This is a genomic window from Streptomyces sp. NPDC060194 (assembly GCF_042728285.1).
GTDB lineage: Bacteria > Actinomycetota > Actinomycetes > Streptomycetales > Streptomycetaceae > Streptomyces.
Genome location: NZ_JBHWZH010000011.1, coordinates 37846 through 54906, shown reverse-complemented (window position 1 = coordinate 54906; position 17061 = coordinate 37846). Strand labels below are relative to the sequence as shown.

General features: G+C 74.4%; 15 protein-coding genes. 4 read left to right on the top strand and 11 right to left on the bottom strand.

What is annotated here, in order from left to right:
* Positions 1 to 15 precede the first annotated feature (15 nt).
* Both ACFWEG_RS04225 and ACFWEG_RS04220 read right to left on the bottom strand, forming a co-directional pair.
* Positions 16 to 954 (bottom strand): TauD/TfdA dioxygenase family protein, encoded by a 939-nt coding sequence (locus ACFWEG_RS04225; RefSeq protein ID WP_387208974.1) that lies wholly within the window; start codon positions 952 to 954, stop codon positions 16 to 18.
* A gap of 764 nt (positions 955 to 1718) precedes the next feature.
* Positions 1719 to 2264 carry a hypothetical protein gene (locus ACFWEG_RS04220; protein WP_387208972.1) on the bottom strand — a complete coding sequence of 182 codons (546 nt, stop codon included), beginning with the start codon at positions 2262 to 2264 and terminating at the stop codon, positions 1719 to 1721.
* A gap of 324 nt (positions 2265 to 2588) precedes the next feature.
* Here ACFWEG_RS04220 and ACFWEG_RS04215 point away from each other — a divergent pair, with 324 nt between their 5' ends.
* Entirely contained in the window at positions 2589 to 3029 is a 441-nt protein-coding gene (locus ACFWEG_RS04215; RefSeq protein WP_387209011.1) for an ATP-binding protein, read from the top strand.
* 15 nt (positions 3030 to 3044) lie between these two features.
* On the opposite strand, the gene ACFWEG_RS04210 is transcribed toward ACFWEG_RS04215, so the two are convergent.
* The 7 genes from ACFWEG_RS04210 to ACFWEG_RS04180 form a co-directional block, all read right to left on the bottom strand.
* The gene (locus tag ACFWEG_RS04210) at positions 3045 to 4445 is read right to left on the bottom strand and encodes an amino acid permease (protein WP_387208970.1); all 1401 of its coding nucleotides are present in this window, start codon (positions 4443 to 4445) and stop codon (positions 3045 to 3047) included.
* Between the two features lie 186 nt (positions 4446 to 4631).
* Positions 4632 to 5642, bottom strand: coding sequence for an ornithine carbamoyltransferase (gene argF / locus ACFWEG_RS04205; RefSeq protein WP_387208968.1), 1011 nt, complete (start codon positions 5640 to 5642; stop codon positions 4632 to 4634).
* A gap of 152 nt (positions 5643 to 5794) precedes the next feature.
* On the bottom strand, positions 5795 to 7024 hold the full coding sequence (locus ACFWEG_RS04200) for an arginine deiminase (protein WP_387208966.1): 1230 nt from the start codon (positions 7022 to 7024) through the stop codon (positions 5795 to 5797).
* 648 nt (positions 7025 to 7672) lie between these two features.
* Positions 7673 to 8596 carry an LLM class F420-dependent oxidoreductase gene (locus tag ACFWEG_RS04195; RefSeq protein WP_387208964.1) on the bottom strand — a complete coding sequence of 308 codons (924 nt, stop codon included), beginning with the start codon at positions 8594 to 8596 and terminating at the stop codon, positions 7673 to 7675.
* A 99-nt stretch (positions 8597 to 8695) separates the two neighbouring features.
* Positions 8696 to 9151: a DUF6099 family protein gene (locus ACFWEG_RS04190; protein ID WP_387208962.1), complete on the bottom strand. Its 456-nt coding sequence runs from the start codon at positions 9149 to 9151 to the stop codon at positions 8696 to 8698.
* Between the two features lie 131 nt (positions 9152 to 9282).
* Positions 9283 to 9636: a nucleotide pyrophosphohydrolase gene (locus ACFWEG_RS04185; protein WP_387208960.1), complete on the bottom strand. Its 354-nt coding sequence runs from the start codon at positions 9634 to 9636 to the stop codon at positions 9283 to 9285.
* 19 nt (positions 9637 to 9655) lie between these two features.
* Positions 9656 to 10063: a cell division protein SepF gene (locus tag ACFWEG_RS04180; RefSeq protein WP_387209009.1), complete on the bottom strand. Its 408-nt coding sequence runs from the start codon at positions 10061 to 10063 to the stop codon at positions 9656 to 9658.
* A 141-nt stretch (positions 10064 to 10204) separates the two neighbouring features.
* Here ACFWEG_RS04180 and ACFWEG_RS04175 point away from each other — a divergent pair, with 141 nt between their 5' ends.
* The gene (locus ACFWEG_RS04175; RefSeq protein ID WP_387208958.1) at positions 10205 to 11872 is read left to right on the top strand and encodes a helix-turn-helix domain-containing protein; all 1668 of its coding nucleotides are present in this window, start codon (positions 10205 to 10207) and stop codon (positions 11870 to 11872) included.
* Positions 11873 to 12038: 166 nt separating this feature from the next.
* The gene (locus ACFWEG_RS04170) at positions 12039 to 13394 is read left to right on the top strand and encodes a diaminopimelate decarboxylase (protein ID WP_387209007.1); all 1356 of its coding nucleotides are present in this window, start codon (positions 12039 to 12041) and stop codon (positions 13392 to 13394) included.
* A gap of 7 nt (positions 13395 to 13401) precedes the next feature.
* Here the strand turns inward: ACFWEG_RS04170 and ACFWEG_RS04165 are convergent, their stop codons facing one another.
* Positions 13402 to 14586 carry a spore photoproduct lyase family protein gene (locus ACFWEG_RS04165; RefSeq protein ID WP_387208956.1) on the bottom strand — a complete coding sequence of 395 codons (1185 nt, stop codon included), beginning with the start codon at positions 14584 to 14586 and terminating at the stop codon, positions 13402 to 13404.
* A 374-nt stretch (positions 14587 to 14960) separates the two neighbouring features.
* Between ACFWEG_RS04165 and ACFWEG_RS04160 the strand changes: the two genes are divergently transcribed.
* A complete protein-coding gene (locus ACFWEG_RS04160; RefSeq protein WP_387208954.1) occupies positions 14961 to 16472 on the top strand; it encodes a cryptochrome/photolyase family protein in 1512 nt (503 codons plus the stop codon).
* A 61-nt stretch (positions 16473 to 16533) separates the two neighbouring features.
* Here the strand turns inward: ACFWEG_RS04160 and ACFWEG_RS04155 are convergent, their stop codons facing one another.
* Complete coding sequence (locus tag ACFWEG_RS04155) at positions 16534 to 16803, bottom strand: GlsB/YeaQ/YmgE family stress response membrane protein (protein WP_387208952.1); 270 nt, start codon at positions 16801 to 16803, stop codon at positions 16534 to 16536.
* Positions 16804 to 17061 lie beyond the last annotated feature (258 nt).

Genomic DNA, 17061 nt, shown 5'->3' with positions numbered 1-17061 from the left:
TCCGCGTGCACGCGGTCAGGGGGCCGTCGAGGCGCCGGAGGGGATGCCGTAGGAGGGGGCGGGGACGGAGTCGGGGGTGAGGAGGGTGGAGGGGCGGCCGTCGGGGCCGAGGGGGACGTCGCCGTCGACGGTGACGCGGCGGAGCCTGCGGTCGTGGTCGTCGGAGTCGTCGACGCCGTAGTGCTGGGTGGCACGGTTGTCCCAGACGGCGACGTCGCCGGGCTGCCAGGACCAGCGGACGGTGTTCTCGGGGCGCTCGATGTGCGACTGGAAGAGGTCGATCAGGGCGCGGGAGTCGGCACCGGTCAGACCGCTGATGCGCTTGACGAACTGGCCGAGGAGCAGCGTGCGTTCGCCGGTCTCGGGGTGGACGCGGACGACGGGGTGCTCGGTGAGGAACTTCGTCGAGGTGAACACCTCGCGGTACTTCGCGAGGAGCTCGCGGGACGCGCTGGGGCGCACGCCGGCGTAGTCGTACTCGTTGGAGTGGACGGCCCGGAGGCGGTCGGCGAGGACGCGCAGCGGCTCCGGGAGCTCGGTGTAGGCGGTGGCGGTGTTGGCCCAGAGGGTGTTGCCGCCGTAGGGCGGGATGACGATCGCGCGCAGGATCGAGAAGGCCGGGTAGGCGGGGACGAAGGTGACGTCGGTGTGCCAGGCGTTGGCCCGGCCGCCGTGGTCGGAGTCGATGCCGAGCGAGTAGCGGCCGTCGGAGGAGGGGACGGTGGGATGCGCGACCGGCGTGCCGAGGAGCCGGCCGAACGCCTCGTGGCTCTCCTCGTCGAGGTGGTCCTGGCCGCGGAAGAAGATCACCTTGTGGGCGAGGAGGGTCCCGCGGATCGCCTCGACGGTGGCAGCGTCGAGGTCGCCGCCGAGCCGGACGCCGGAGACGACGGCGCCGATCCGGCCGCCGAGCTGCTGGACGGTGAGGGTGGGGGCGGTGGTCGACGTGGACATGGGTTCTCCTTCGGGGTGCGGTGGCGGGCGGGCGGGACGCGGGCGGCCGTCGCGGGGGCCCGGGTCCGTCGGCGGCTGCGGCTGCCGTCGGGCGCGGGCGCGCGGCCGTCGAGGGGAGGCGGGGCGGGCGGTCGCGGGCCGTCGCACGGCGTACGGCGACGGAGCGGGGCGCGGGCCTCGGCGCGGCTCAGGCGCCGGTACAGGAGGCCGGACACGCCGTGGGCGTGTCGGCGCGGCCGGGACGAGCGGGCCGCGGGGCGGGGGCGACCGTCGCGAACATGCGTCGGAGACTCGCAGCGGTGAGGGGCGCCGTCAACCGCGTGCCCCGGCGACGGGCTCCCCGTCCGGGTGATCGGGCGGCGGCACCTCACGCGCCCTCGAACCGGGCGCTGACCAGGGCATTCGGCACCGTGACGGGAGCGCGGGCGGGCGGCGGGGCAGGGTGGCACGGGGCCTCTGGGATTTCACACGGCCGCAATCCGGCGGCCCGGCACGGGGCGCGGGGCGGCACCGGGCGCGGGGCGCGGGGCCGCGCGGTGCCCGCCGCGGCGCGGCGGACTCCGGAGGGACGCGCGGCGCGGCGGACTCCGGAGGGACGCGCGGCGCGGCGGGCACCGGAGGGACGCGCGGCACGGCGGGCACCGGAGGGACGCGCGGCACGGCGGACCCCTGAGGGACGCGCGGCGCGGCGGACGCCGGTGGTACGCGGGACCGGGCCCTCAACTCGCCGTGCACCGCGCCCGGTCGGCTGGACGCGCCGCGGGTCAGTTCGACGCGCTGCGGGTCAGGCCGCGGGCCCGGTCGTCGAGCTGTTCCATCATGCGGCGCAGGAGCGCGTGGTTGCGGCGGCGCATGGCCACGAGGAACCAGCCGAAGGCCGTCACGAGGACGAGCGCCGCCGCGGCGCGGAGCCAGGAGCCGTCGAAGGCGTAGATGACGGGGGCGAAGGCGAGGAAACAGAGGAAGACCGGGAGCAGCCAGGCGGTGCGCTCCAGCTGCGCCGAGCGGTGCCGCACCAGCCGCCGCATGGCGTGCCGGCCGGCCGCCGTGTCCGGCACGGCGCCCTGGCGCAACGCGCGCTCCAACGGCGGGAGTTCACGCTCGGTCACCTCGACGGCCCGGCTGTCACCACGCCGCCGGGAGAGGTGGACGGTCACGGCGACGGCCGTCACCACGGCGCTCTCGGCCAGCCACCAGGCCACGGGCCGGTCGGGGCGGGCCAGCCGTATCAGGGCGGCGACCAGTACGAAGGTGACCACGGTCTGGACGGGTACGGTTCGAGCCAGCTCGCGCGGTGCGTCGTGCCACATGGCAACACATTCCTTCCGGCAGGCAGCTGCGTCGACGCAGTACGCATACCCAGCGGTTGCCATGAACTCACGCAGAGTCGCGATCGACTCCGCGCGAGGCGCGCAGGAGGGCGTCGCGCGCCCCCTCGTTCGCCGCGCGCCCCCTGAGGTCGTGCGTCCCGCGCAGCCGTACGTCCCGCCGCCGGTGTGTCACAGGTCCCAGTGGTCGGCGGCGGGCGACCCTGTCTGTGCCGTGGCCGAGTTCGTATGGTTGAACCGAGAACCTCACCGCCCCCGAACGGACCCCCGACGTTGCGTGACGCATCCGACCCGTCCCCCGCCCCCCTGACCGCCACGGTGCCCGCCGCCCCGTCCTCGTGGCGGATCGAGCTGCCCCACACCGCGGCGGCCGTGCCGATCGCCCGCGCGCTGGTGCGGACCGCGCTCGCCGACATCTCGGCCGCGTCGCAGGCGCCCGCCGTGCGGGACCCCGACACCGGGGACACCGCCGAGCTGCTCACCGCGGAGCTGGTGGCCAACGCGGTCGAGCACACCCCGGGCGACGCCCCGATCGAGCTGGTCATCGAGCTGCTGCCGAACGGCTGGCAGTTCGAGGTGCACGACGACGACCCGCAGCCGCCCGCCGACCTGGCCGGCCCGGTGCCGGAACCGGACCCGTTCGCGCTGGCCGAGGACGGCCGGGGACTGCTGCTCATCCGCACGCTCAGCACGGCGTGCGGCCACCGCCCGACCGCGCAGGGCAAGGCGGTGTGGTTCACGCTGTAGGCGCTCCCCGGCCGCTCAGGAGGTGAGGCGGGAGTTCCGGCGGCCGTAGAACTGGTAGACCAGCGCCCCGGCGGCGAGGAAGACCGCGAACTGCAGCCAGGTCCCCGGGCCCGTGCCGTACATCAGGTAGACGCACATCGCGATGCCGAGCAGCGGGGTGACCGGCAGGAGCGGGACGCGGAAGCTGCGCTCCAGGTCGGGGTGGGTGGCCCGGAGCCGGAGCACGGCGAGGTTGACCGCGACCATGGCGCCGAGGGTGCCGATGGTGGTGAGGTCGAGGACGACGTCGAGCGTCGAGAACGCGGCGGGCACGGCGAAGACGCAGGCGACGATCCAGGTGTTGGCGACCGGCGTGGACGTCCTGGGGTCCACGCGCTCGAAGACCTGGGGGACGAGCCCGTCGCGGGACATCGACATCAGGATGCGGGTCTGCCCGTACATCACCGCGAGCACCACGGACGCGATGGCGACGACCGCGCCGAAGGCGATGACGGTGCCGCCGGCGGTGGAGTGCGTGACGTCGTCGACGACGACGGCGAGGGCCGCCTCCTGCTGCGCCACCTGGTCGGATCCGACCGCGCCGATGGCCGCGAGGGCGACCGTGCAGTAGAGCAGCGCCACCACACCCATGCAGATCATGATCGCGAGCGGGATGTTCCGGCGCGGGTTCTCGACCTCCTCGCCGGCGGTGGTGATCGCGTCGAAGCCGATGAAGGAGAAGAAGGCGACCGAGGCGCCGGAGGTGATTCCGGCGAATCCGGCGGCCGCGAAGCCGTCGAGGTTGCCGGACTCGAACGCGGAGAACGCCAACGCGCAGAACAGGGCCAGGACGGCGATCTTGACGACCGCCATCACGGCGGTGGCCCGCGCGGACTCGCGGATGCCCCGCACCAGCAGGGTGGCGGCGAGCAGGATGACCACGACGGCGGGCAGGTTGACCACTCCCCCGTCGCCGGGCGCGTGCGAGAGCGCGGCGGGCAGCTCGAACCCGAACACGCTGTTCAGCAGGCTGTTGAGGTACTGCCCCCAGCCGACGGCGACCGCGGAGACGGAGACGCCGTACTCCAGGAGCAGGCACCAGCCGACGAGGAACGCGCTGCGCTCGCCGAGCGTCGCGTAGGCGAAGGAGTACGACGAGCCGGAGACCGGGATCGCGCCGCCCAGTTCGGCGAACGAGAAGGCGGTGAAGACGCAGGTCAGCGCGGCCAGGAGGAACGAGATCACGACGGCGGGGCCGGCTTCGGCGACCGAGTCGGAGAGGCCGACGAAGATACCGGTGCCGACGATCGCGCCGACGCCGAAGCAGACCAGCTGGAACAGGCCCATGGTCCGCCGGAGGCCGTGCCCTTCGAGGTCGGCCCCCGATTCCGCGATGAGCTTCTCGGGGGACTTGACGCGCAGGCCGGTGGGGGGCATGGGGGTGGTTCTCATCTCTGGTGGTGCGGGCGCGGCGCTCGGGTCGGGCCGCGGGCGGGAGGGGACCGGGGGTGGTGGTCCGGATCCCGCCAGTGTGTGCTGGTTCGGGTGCTGGGGCGATCGGGCGGACGGCGCGCGACCGCTCCTACGGGGCGGGCCTGCGCACGGCCGGGCTCAGGGCCGTGTTCACGGCCGGGCGAGCGTGGCCACCATAACCGCCTTGATCGTGTGCAGCCGATTCTCGGCCTGGTCGAAGACGACGGAGGCGGGCGACTCGAAGACCTCGTCGGTGACCTCGAGCTCGGTCAGGCCGTGGGCGGCGTGGATCTCGCGGCCCACCTTCGTGCCGAGGTCGTGGAAGGCGGGCAGGCAGTGCAGGAACTTCACGTCGGGGTTCCCGGTCGCCGCCATGACGGCCGAGGTGACGGCGTAGGGGGCGAGCGCGGCGATGCGCTCGGCCCAGACCTCCTTGGGCTCGCCCATGGAGACCCACACGTCGGTGACGACGAAGTCCGCGCCGCGCACGCCGTCGGCCACCTCCTCGGTGAGCGTGATCCGCGCGCCCGAGGCCTCGGCGAGACCGCGGGCGGTGGCGACGACCTCCTCCGCGGGCCAGTAGGCGCGGGGGGCGACGATCCGGACGTCCATGCCGAGCAGGGCGGCGGTGACCAGGTAGGAGTTGCCCATGTTGAACCGCGCGTCGCCGAGGTAGGCGAACGCGATCCCGCCGAGCGGCTTCGCGCAGTGCTCGGTCATGGTGAGCACGTCGGCGAGCATCTGGGTGGGGTGCCAGTCGTCGGTGAGGCCGTTGTAGACGGGCACGCCGGCGTGCGCGGCGAGGGTCTCGACGGTCTCCTGCGCGTCGCCCCGGTACTCGATCGCGTCGAACATCCGGCCGAGGACGCGGGCGGTGTCCTTGGCGGACTCCTTGTGCCCGATCTGGGAGCCGGACGGGTCCAGGTAGGTGGTGGACGCGCCCTGGTCGGCGGCGGCGACCTCGAAGGCGCAGCGGGTGCGGGTGGAGGTCTTCTCGAAGATCAGGGCGATGTTCCGGCCCTTGAGGGTCTGCTCCTCGGTGCCCGCCCGCTTCGCCGCCTTGAGCTCCGCCGCCAGGTCCACGAGGCCGCGGAACTCCTCCGCCGTGAGGTCCAGCTCCTTGACGAAGTGGCGGCCTGCGAGGTCGGGGGCCTTGGGCATGGGTGCGGCTCCTGGGTCTGCGAGGGTGGTCGGACGGGTGGTCGGGCCCGTGGTCGGAAGCCGCATACTATACGAGCGGCCGCATCGATATGCAAAGTTCCGCATTGCCATGCGCCCCTGGGTCGGGCCACCCGACCGGGGGACACGGTCGCTCAGGCCGGGTCGCGCTCCACCGGGCAGCTCATGCAGCGCGGGCCGCCCCGGCCCCGGCCCAGCTCGCTGCCGGGGATCTCGATGACCTCGATGCCCTGCTTGCGCAGGTAGGTGTTGGTGGTGACGTTCCGCTCGTAGGCGACCACGACGCCCGGCTCGACGGCCAGCACGTTGCAGCCGTCGTCCCACTGCTCGCGCTGCGCCGCGTGCACGTCCTGGGTGGCGGTCAGGACGCGGATCCGGTCGAGGGCGAGCGCGGCGGCGATGGCCCGGTGCATGTGCTCCGGGGCGTGGTCGGTGACCTTCAGGTCGCGGTCCCCGGTGCCGGGCTCGATCGTGTACGACGGCAGCATGCCGAGGCCGGCGTACTGGGTGAAGGTGTCGCCGTCGACCATCGTCATGGCGGTGTCCAGGTGCATCAGCGCCCGGCGCTTGGGCATGTCGAGGGCGACGATGGTGGTCGCGGAGCCGGCCGCGAAGAGCTTGTGGGCGAGCATCTCGACGGCCTGCGGGGTGGTCCGCTCGCTCATCCCGACGAGGACCGCCCCGTTGCCGATGACGAGGACGTCGCCGCCCTCGATGGTGGAGGGGTAGGCGGCCTGCCCCTCGGACCAGACGTGGAAGGGCCGCGACGGGTCGGCGAAGAGCGGGTGGTGGGCGTAGATGGCCTCGAAGTGGACGGTCTCGCGCTGCCGGGCCGGCCAGCGCATGGCGTTGATGGCGACCCCGTCGTAGATCCACGCGGAGGTGTCGCGGGTGAAGAGGTGGTTGGGGAGCGGGCCGAGCAGGAAGTCGTCCGGGGCCATCACGTGGAAGCGGACGGAGGCGGGCTCGGGGTACCGCTGGAGGAACTCGCGCTTGGTCATGCCGCCGATCAGCGCCTGGGCCAGCTCGCCGGTGTCCAACTCCTCGAAGGCGGCGCGCAGGTGGTCGGTGGCGAGCGGGCCGTAGGCCTTCTCGTCGAAGACCCGGTCCAGGACGAGGCGCTTGGCCGCGGGGACGCGGAGGGTCTCGCTCAGCAGGTCGCCGAAGAGGTGCACCTCGACGCCGCGGTCGCGCAGCACGTCCGCGAAGCCGTCGTGCTCCTGCCGCGCCCGGCGCACCCACAGGACGTCGTCGAAGAGCAGCTCGTCCTTGTTGCCGGGCGTGAGCCGCTTCAGTTCGAGGTCGGGGCGGTGCAGGATGACGCGGCGCAGGCGGCCGGCCTCGGAGTCGACGTGGAATCCCATGCGGTCATCCTTCCCCGGGGAGGCGGGGGGTGCGCATCACGGCGCGAGGGGGGTGGGCGCGGCGGTCGCGCCAGCGCGGAATGCCGGGGGCTGGCGCAACGGGTCGGCGCGGCAAGCGGCCGGATGGGCGGCGCAACGGGTGGGCGCGGCGCGGAACGTGGGCGGGCGAGCGCGGAATACCCAGGGGGCGGCGCAACGGGTCGGCGCGGCAAGCGGCCGGATGGGCGGCGCAGTGGGCGGGCGCGGCGCGACGCGGAACGTGGGCGGGCCAGCGCGGAATGCCGGGGCCGGCGCAACGGGTCGGCGCGGCAAGCGGCCGGATGGGCGGCGCAGTGGGCGGGCGCGGCGCGGAACGTGGGCGGGCGAGCGCGGAATACCCAGGGGGCGGCGCAACGGGTCGGCGCGGCAAGCGGCCGGATGGGCGGCGCAGTGGGCGGGCGCGGCGCGACGCGGAAAGTGGGCGGGCGAGCGCGGAATGCCCAAGGGGCCGGCGCAACGGGTCGGCGCGGTGAGCGGGCGAGTGCGGCGTGGCGGGCGGGCGGCGTGGCGGGCGGCGGCCGGGCGGGCGCGGCGGGCGGGCGGCGTGGCGGGCGGGCAGCGCGGGGTTCGCGCCGCCCGCTTCGGCCGCGGGTTCGGGGCGGTGGGGTGTCAGGGCAGTTGGCGCATGACCTCGGCGGAGATCAGCTCCAGGTGGTCCAGGTCGTCGAGGTCGAGGATCTGGAGGTAGACGCGGGTCGAGCCGACGGCGCCGTAGCGGCCGAGCTTCTCGACGACCTCGGCGGGGGTGCCCGCGAGGCCGTTCTCCTTGAGCTCTTCGACGTCCCGGCCGATCGCGGCGGCGCGGCGGGCGACCTCGGCGTCGTCGCGGCCGACGCAGGCGACGAGGGCGTTGGAGTAGACGAGGTCGTCGGCCCGGCGGCCGGCCTTCTCCGCGGCGGCGCGGACACGGCCGAACAGGGTCTCGGTGTCGGCGACCGAGACGAACGGCGCGTTGAACTCGTCCGCGTACTGCGCGGCGAGGCGGGGGGTGCGGGTCGCGCCGTGGCCGCCGATGAGGATCGGGGGCCTCGGCTGGGCGGGCTTGGGGAGGGCGGGCGAGTCGGTCAGCCGGTAGTGGGCGCCGGTGTGGGTGAACGTCTTGCCGGGGTCGGTGGCCCACAGGCCGGTGACGATCGCGAGCTGCTCCTCCAGGCGCGCGAACTTCTCCTTCGGGAAGGGGATGCCGTACGCGGTGTGCTCGTCCTCGTACCAGCCCGCGCCGAGGCCGAGTTCGACGCGGCCGCCGGACATCTGGTCGACCTGGGCGACCTGGATGGCGAGCGGTCCGGGGAGGCGGAAGGTGGCGGCGGTCATCAGGGTGCCGAGGCGGATGCGCTGGGTCTCGCGGGCGAGGCCGGCGAGGGTGATCCAGGCGTCGGTCGGGCCGGGCAGGCCGGTCGCGTCGCCCATCTTGAGGTAGTGGTCGGAGCGGAAGAAGGCGTCGAAGCCGAGGGTCTCGGTGGCTTTGGCGACGGTGAGGAGCGTGTCGTACGTGGCGCCCTGCTGGGGCTCGGTGAAGATCCGGAGGTCCATGGCACCATCCTGCACCCCCTTCCGGCGCGGGTGCGTGCGAGCTGACGGGGCCTTCGTCCGGCGGTCTCGATCGCCGGACGGGCCGACGATTGCTGCCGGTCATACGTGGCCCGCAGCGCGCGGCAGGCCTGGTTCGCCGAGTTCGACGCGGCGGAGCAGTTCGTGGACGCGGTCCGCGGATTCGTCGGCCGCGTCCATGGACTCGACGCAGCGCCAGTACAGGCCGTGGTCGTCCGCGTCGCAGACGACGCCGACCAGCGCGGTGGCGACCTCGCCGAGGAGCGCGGAGAGGGCGAGGAGGGTGGTGCGGAGGTCGCCGACCGTGGTGAGGCGGGCGGCGTGGCCGGGGGCGTCGGGTGGGCCGATGCCCCGGCTGCTGACCTCCGCGAGGCTCTCCGCCTCGCCGCGGAGTGCGGGCGGGCCGGTGGCGGCGAGGTAGCCGCCGACGGCCTGGGCGAGGGCCTGCGCCCGGCAGGCCTCCGCCATGACGTCCGCCGCCTCGCTGCACTGCGCCAGCGCACGCCGGCTCGCCCCGATCAGCCGTACCGCGTCCATGTACCGCCCCCCGTCCGGTCCCGCGCCTTCTCGCAACTCCCTTGCCCACTACCTAGAGTGAGCGCGTCGGCCCGGAAAAGCCAGAGGAAAGCGGAATTCTCTGGACACGAATTCACTTGTGAACAACTCGATCACTCCGAAGAGTGACCACCGCGTGAAGCGTCGCCGATCGGGAAGCGGGACTCGTTCCGCTCGATCTTGGCCGCGAGCGCGGCGAGCACGTCGATGCCGAGGACCTCGCAGAACTGCAGGAGGTAGGCGAGCACGTCGGCGACCTCGTCCGTGACCCGGGCCGCGGACCCCGGCTCGTCCATGACGCGCGCGGCCTGCTCGGGGGTCGACCACTGGAAGATCTCGAGGAGTTCGGCCGCCTCCACACTGAGCGCCGCGGCGAGGTTCTTGGGCGTGTGGAAGGGCTGCCAGTCGCGGGCGGCGGCGAATTCGGCCAGTCGGCGCTGGAGCGCACGGACGTCGGGTTCGGTCATGCGGCCAGGTGTAGCACCGTCAGGGCAGCTGCTCCGCCTCGACGCCCTGCACCTGCGTGCCCGCCGGGGAGAGCAGGAAGACGTTGCGGTCGACGCGGTGCATCCCGCTGCCGTGGCCGAAGACGACGCCGCTGCTGAAGTCGAGGATGCGCCGCCCGATGTCGCCCTCGGCGCCGGTGAGGTCGAGCAGGACCGGGACGCCGGCCATGAGGTACTGGGCGACCTCGCGCGCGTCGGCGAAGACCTGCGCGCGCACGACGACGAACTGCCGCTTCTCCTCGTACGCCTCCTCGGGTCCGGGACCGTCCGCGGGCATCGTGGGGTGGCCCGGCCAGGACGGCCACTCGTCGCGGCTGCGCAGCGGCACGACCTGGGCGAGCCCTTCCCACTGTTCGTCGGTGGCGTCGTGTCCGTAGCGGCTGTTCATCTGCATCCGGCGATTGTCCCGCGCCTCACCCGTTCGGCCCATCAGCGACACGGGCGAGTTCGGAGGGGCCGCGACCCTGACCCCGCCGGCCGGGGTCCACCGCCCGCGCCCGTCGCGCCACCGGCTCCGTAGGCTCGGGACATGCGTGCATCCCCCGATCCGACCGGTGTCGGCCTGCGGCGGCTCCTTGCGTTCGACGAGGACGGCGTCCTGCGGCTCGTGCTCGCGCCCGCCGGGCCGGACGCCGCCGTGCGCGGGGTGGTCATCGGCGACGAGGACCCCGCGCGGTCGTACGCGGGCCGCGTGGTGCTCGCCACGGGGCCGCGCGCGGACGAGGAGCGGGCCGTAAGGGAGGCCGCGCGGCGCGGGGCGGTCGCGGTGGTGCTCCGCGAAGGCGAAGGCGAAGGCGACGGCGACGGCGACGGCCACGGCGAGCCGCCCGCGGCGGTGCGCGAGGCGGCCCGCGAGGGCGGGATCGCGCTGCTGGGGCGCGCCGGATGGGCGGCCTGGGACGACGTCGTCGCGCTGGTCCGGGCGGCGCTCGCGTTCGACGCGGCGGGCGCGGGCGACGGGCGGGGCGGGCGGGCCGGCGGCGACCTCGCCTCGCTCGCGTCGGTGGTGGCGCGGCAGTGCGGGGCGTCGATCACCGTGGAGGACACCCGCTTCCGGGTCCTCGCCCACTCGGCGACGACGGCGGACGCGGACGGGCTGCGGCAGTCGACGATCCTGGGCGGGCGGGTGCCCGAGTGGCGGGTCGCGGAGCTGCGCGACAGCGGGCTGCTGCGGGCGCTGTGGACGTCCCGGGACGTGATCCACCGCCCCGCCGCGGGCGACGGACCGGAGCGGCTGGTCGTCGCCGTCCGCAGCGGCGGGGAGGTGCTCGGTTCGATCTGGGCGGCGGCGGACGGCCGGCGCCTCTCCCCCGACGCGGCGGACGTGCTGCGGCGGGCCGCGGAGACGGCCGTGCCGTACCTCCTGGAGCACCGGCTGCGGGCGAGCGCGGGGCAGGCGCGGCGGGACCACGCCGTGCGGAGCCTGCGGGACGGTGTCGGCGACACCCGCGCGCACCTGTGGTCGCTCGGGCTCGCGCCCGACGGGCGGATCGCCGTCGTCGTCGCCGAGAGCGCGGCGGAGGGCGGGCGCGAAGGCGCCGCGGACCGCGTCCTGGAGGCGCTCGCGCTGCAGGCGGCGGCCCATCGCGCCACCGTCCGCGTGCTGCGCGAGGAGCACCGGCTGACGGTCCTGGTCCCCGTGCCCGAAGACGACGACGGGCGGGACGCGGCGGCGCTCGCGCGCCGGCTCGCCGCGCTCGCCGCGGGGACCGCGGACGCGCCGGCGGTCCGGGTCGGGGCGGGTCCCCCGGCGCCGGGCGCGGCCGACTCCTACGGCGAGGCGCTGCTGGTCGTCCGGGCCCTGCGCGAGCGGGAGGCGCGGGGCGGCGACGACGGGCGGCCGCCCCTGCGGCACGCGGGGCCGGGCGACCTCGGGCACGCCGTCGACGTACTCCGCGTCCTCGACGCCGTCGGCCCGCTCTGGGAGCGCCACGGCGGCCCGCTCGACGCGCTCCTGGCCGCCGACCGCGAGTCCGGCGGCGACCTCGCACGGTCGGTCGGCGCCTACCTCGACGCGGCCGGCGACGTCACCCGCGCGGCCCGCCGCCTCGTCCTGCACCCCAACACCCTCCGCTACCGCCTCCGCCGGGTCCGCGAGCGCTTCGGCATCGACCTCGACGACCCGGACACCCGCCTCGTGGCCGGACTCGCGGTGCGCCTGGCGGGCTCGACGGGGCCGGGTGCCGGGGAGCCGTGAGAGCGCCCGCCGGGTCGGGGTTTGGCGGCGGGGACGAAAAGCGGGCCGTCTTTTGTCGTGGGGCACGGTGACCCCGACGCCGCGCCCGGCGGAGGCTTGACGGTGAGCCAGCATCCCGCTCGTCCGCACCCGACCCGAAGGCAGGCCCGTGACCGCCACCCCTGACGTGCTGCGGCACGTCGACCCGCGCACCCCGTCCGTCGCACCCCGCACCGCCGAGCGGGTGGGCGCCGTGCTGCGGCGGGCGATCGAGGACGGGCTGCTGGACGGCGGGCTGCCCGTCGCCGGGTTCGTGGACGTCGAGGGGGTCCGCCGCTCGGTCGGCGAGCTGCACGCCGCCTTCGACGGGGTGCCGGACGTGCTGCACACCTTCGCGGCGAAGGCGTCGTCCCTGGTGCCGGTGCTGCGGCTCCTTGCCGGGCTCGGCATGGGGTGCGAGGTGGCGAGCCCGGGCGAGCTGCGGCTGGCGCGGGAGGCCGGCTTCGCGCCCGGGCGGATCGTGCTCGACTCCCCCGCGAAGACCTGGGACGAGATCGCCGAGGCCCTGGACCTGGGCATCGCGCTCAACGCGGACAACCTCGCCGAGCTGGACCGGATCGACGCGCTGCGGCCCGAGGGCTGCGCGTCCGTGGTCGGCCTGCGGGTGAACCCGCAGGTCGGCGGCGGGGCGATCGGGGCGATGAGCACGGCCACCCCCACCTCGAAGTTCGGCGTCGCGCTGCGCGACCCCGGGAGCCGGGAGCGGGTCGTCGAGGCGTTCGTGCGGCGGCCCTGGCTGACCCGGCTGCACGCCCACGTCGGCTCGCAGGGCTGCCCGCTGGAGCTGATCGCGGAGGGCATCGCGGAGACGTACCGGCTGGCCGAGGAGATCAACGCGGCGGCCGGCCGACAGCAGGTCACCAGCCTGGACATCGGCGGCGGACTGCCCGTCAACTTCTCCGACGACGAGACGCGCCCCACGTTCCGCGACTACACCGCCGCGCTGCGGGCGGCCGCGCCCGGTCTGTTCGACGGGCGCTACGGCCTGGTCACCGAGTTCGGCCGCTCGATCCTCGCGAAGAACGGCTTCATCGCGGCGCGCGTGGAGTACGCGAAGGAGGCCGGCGGCCGCCGGATCGCGGTCACCCACGCGGGCGCCCAGACCGCGACCCGTACCGTCCTGATGCCCGGCTCCTGGCCGCTGCGGGTCGGCGCGTTCGACGCGGCCGGGCGGCCGAAGGACGGGCCGCAGGTCGCGCAGGACGTGGCCGGGCCGTGCTGCTTCGCCGGGGACGTCGTCGCGGAGGACCGCGAGCTGCCGCTGCTCGACGAGGGCGACCACGTCGTCCTGTACGACACGGGCGCGTACTACTTCTCGACGCCGTGGGCGTACAACAGCCTGCCGCGGGTGGGGGTGCACGGGTTCGCCGTCGGGGCGGACGGCGGGGTGCGGCTCACCGTCGTGCGGGACGCGCAGACGCTCGACGAGATCGCCGCGGAGAGCGGGGCGCGGCACCGGGACGGGCTGGCGGGACTCGCCTGACAGTCCGTCAGAACGCGTAACGGACGCGCAGCCATGGGGCGTTGGCCTCGATCAGGGCGTGCAGGCGGTCGAGCGCGTCGCGCTTGATCCCGCGTGCGTAGCGGACGTTGAGCGCGCCGTTCTCCGAGCGCTTGGTCTCCTGGGCGGCGGGGTGCCACAGCACGTCCTCGGCGCGCGGGTGCCAGCCGAGGTTGACCTCGTGCAGCTCCTTGTTGTGCGTCAGCATGATGACCTCGGCGGCGGCCTGCGCCTTGACCCGGGCGGGGAGCACGTCGTCGAGGTGGCGCAGGAGATCGGCCCAGTCGCGCTCCCAGCCGGGGCGGAGCACGACCGGGGAGAGGTTGAAGTGGACCTCGTAGCCGGCGTCGAGGAAGTCGGCCGCGGCGGCGATGCGTTCGGGGACCGGCGTCGTGCGGATGTCGAGGAGCCGGGAGTCGGCGGGGGGCATCACCGAGAAGCGGATGCGGGTGCGGCCCCGCGGATCGAGCTCCAGGAGGTCGGGGTTGACGAACTTCGTCGCGAACGAGGCCTTGGCGGTCGGGAGTTCGCGGAAGAGGGCGATCAGGTCGGCGGTGTTGTCGCAGACCAGCGCGTCCACCGAGCAGTCGCCGTTCTCGCCGATGTCGTAGACCCAGGCCTCGGGGTCGCACTGGTTGGGCTCCGTCTTCGGGCCCTGCTCGCGGACGTGGCGGCGCAGGTGGGCGGCGATCTGGTCGATGTTCGTGAACAATGTGATCGGGTTCGCGAAGCCCTTGCGGCGCGGGACGTAGCAGTACGCGCAGGCCATCGCGCAGCCGTTGGAGGCGCCGGGGGCGATCCAGTCGGCGGAGCGGCCGTTGAAGCGGGTGGCGAGGGTGCGTTTCACACCGAGGACGAGGGTCTCGGTCTTGATGCGGGCCCAGCGGTTGATGTTGCCGTCGTTGCCGTGCAGGGACGGGATGTTCCAGTGGCCCGGGACCTCCGTCACGGGCACGCCGGGAAGGCGGGCGAGGATCTGCTGCCCGCGGGGGGATTCCAGGGCTTCCGGCTGCGCGTAGACCTCGCGGACGTCCAGCATGCGCCGGGCCTGTGCGCTGTCGCGGAACCCGCCGCGGGGTGGGGGTGCGGCGGTCTCCTCCCAGCCGAACAGCGCCTGCTGTTCGAACTCTCCCGGCTTCGATCCGGTGGGGGGCGGGGACGGCGGTGGGGTCACGGTACGGGTTCCGGTCGTCGGGGGGTCGCGGATGCGGGGGGCTGCGCATGCGGCGGGACGGATGAACGGGGTGGGGCCCGCCCGCGGAATGGTACGTGCGACCTGCGGTCTCGGCGGGCGGGGCACGCGGGGGCCTTGGGCGGCGGCAACGGGGTTCGCGGCTGCGCCGCGGATGCACGGGCTGCGCCCGCGCGGCCTCAAACGCCGGCCGGGCTGAGAGTTTTTACGGCTCGGCACGCACCGGCTCGCGGCTCCGCCCGGTGGCCTCACACACCGGCCGGGTTGGATTCTCTTGCCCGGAGCGTCGGCATGCGGGGCGCGTGCCGGGCTGGCAGCATCGCCACGGACCGGTTCCACGGCGAGAGGCAGCCACCATGACATCCCGCCCGCACTGGCTGTTCGGGGACCAGCTCGGTCCGCACTTCGTCGATCCGCGGCACGGGGGGCCGGACGTCCAGGCGCCGGTGGTGATGGTGGAGGCGCGGTCGGTGTTCAGGCGGCGGCGGTTCCACCGGGCGAAGGCGCATCTGGTGCTGTCGGCGATGCGGCACCGGGCGGCGGAGCTGGGTGATCGGGTGACGTACGTGCGGGCGGAGACGTATCGGGAGGGGTTGGAGAAGGCGCTCGGCAAGCGGCGGGAGCTGACCGTGTGCCACCCCACCTCGCGGCCCGCGCTGGAGTTCGTGCGGTCGCTGGACGGGGTGGAGGTGCTCCCGGCGAAGGGCTTCCTGGTGCCGCGGAAGGACTTCGCGGCGTGGGCGGGGCGTACGGAGAAGCCGACCCTGCGGATGGAGAACTTCTACCGCTGGGTGCGGACGGGCCACGACCTGCTGATGGACGGGGAGAACCCGGCCGGCGGCACCTGGAACCTGGACCACGACAACCGCGAACCCCCGCCGCGCGGCAGGGAGCGGCTCGACGTCGAGGGCCCGTGGGAGCCGCGCGAGGACGAGATCGACGAGGAGGTCCGCCGCGACCTCGACCGGTGGGAGAAGGACGGCGACGTCTCGTTCGTCGGCCGCGACGGCCCCCGGCGGTTCCCCGCCACCCGACGCCAGGCGCTCGCCGCGCTGCGCCGGTTCGTCGAGTACCGGCTGACGGACTTCGGCCCGTACGAGGACGCGATGCTCGCCGCGGACCCGGTGATGAGCCACAGCCTGCTGTCCGCGTCGCTCAACCTCGGCCTGCTCGACCCGCTGGAGTGCGTGGAGCGCGCGGAGAAGGCGTGGCGGGACGGCGACGCGCCGCTGAACAGCGTCGAGGGCTTCGTCCGGCAGATCGCCGGTTGGCGCGAGTACGTCTGGCACCTCTACTGGCACTTTGGCGAGGACTACCGCGAGCGCAACGCGCTGAAGCACACCACCCCCCTGCCGGAGTGGTTCCTGGAGCTGGACGCCGACGCGGTGACCGCGAACTGCCTGTCCACCGTCCTCGCCCAGGTGCGCGACACCGGATGGACGCACCACATCCCGCGCCTGATGGTGCTCGGCAGCCGGGCGCTGCAGGACGGCTGGGACCCGGCGGCGGTGACCGACTGGTTCCACCGGTGCTTCGTCGACGGCTACGACTGGGTGATGCTGCCGAACGTCGTCGGCATGTCGCAGTACGCGGACGGCGGCCGGATGACGACCAAGCCGTACACGTCGGGCGGGGCGTACATCAACAGGATGAGCGACCTGTGCGGGCCGTGCGCGTACCGGCCGACCGAGCGGACGGGCGAGCGGGCCTGCCCGTACACCGCCGGGTACTGGGCCTTCCTGCACCGGCACCGGACCGCGCTGGCGGGCAACCACCGGATGGCGCGGGCGGTGCAGGGGCTGGACCGGCTGAAGGATCTGGAGGAGCTGCTGAAGGAGACGTCACGGCGCGGCGACGCGGCGCCGTGACGTCGTCCTCCGCCTCCCGCGGAGGGCTTCCCGGAGGATGCCCGTGCCGGAGGCGGCCGGGTCAGCGGCGGCGGCCGGACTTGGCCCGGTCGAGGATGCCGACCCCGACGGCGGCGAGGGCCAGCTGGATCAGCCACTCGATCCAGTCGGGGCCGTCGGTCTCGTCGACGCCGAAGGCCGCGGCGATCGCCGAGCCGAGCAGGGCGGCCGCGATGCCGACCAGGATGGTCCACAGGATGCCGATCCGCTGCCGGCCCGGCAGGAGCAGGCGCCCCAGGATGCCGATGACGATGCCGATCAGGATCGCGCTGATGATGCCGTTGACTTCCACATCGGCCCCCTTGGGTCAGGTTGTGACCGACGGGTGCCCCCCTGCCCCCGGGGCACACCTGTTCACCCGCGCGGGCGCACGACCGGACCACGACCGCCGATTTCGCACCGGCTCGTTTACTATCTCTTTACCTTTCCCCGTGTGACACTGTCCTTTCCCGTCCGCGCGTCCCCGCCGGACGACAGCCTGAGAAGGAGTGAGCGACCCGTCATGGGTGAGCCTCCCAGTACGAGCCGTGCCGCCGTCCGCCCGCGCCCC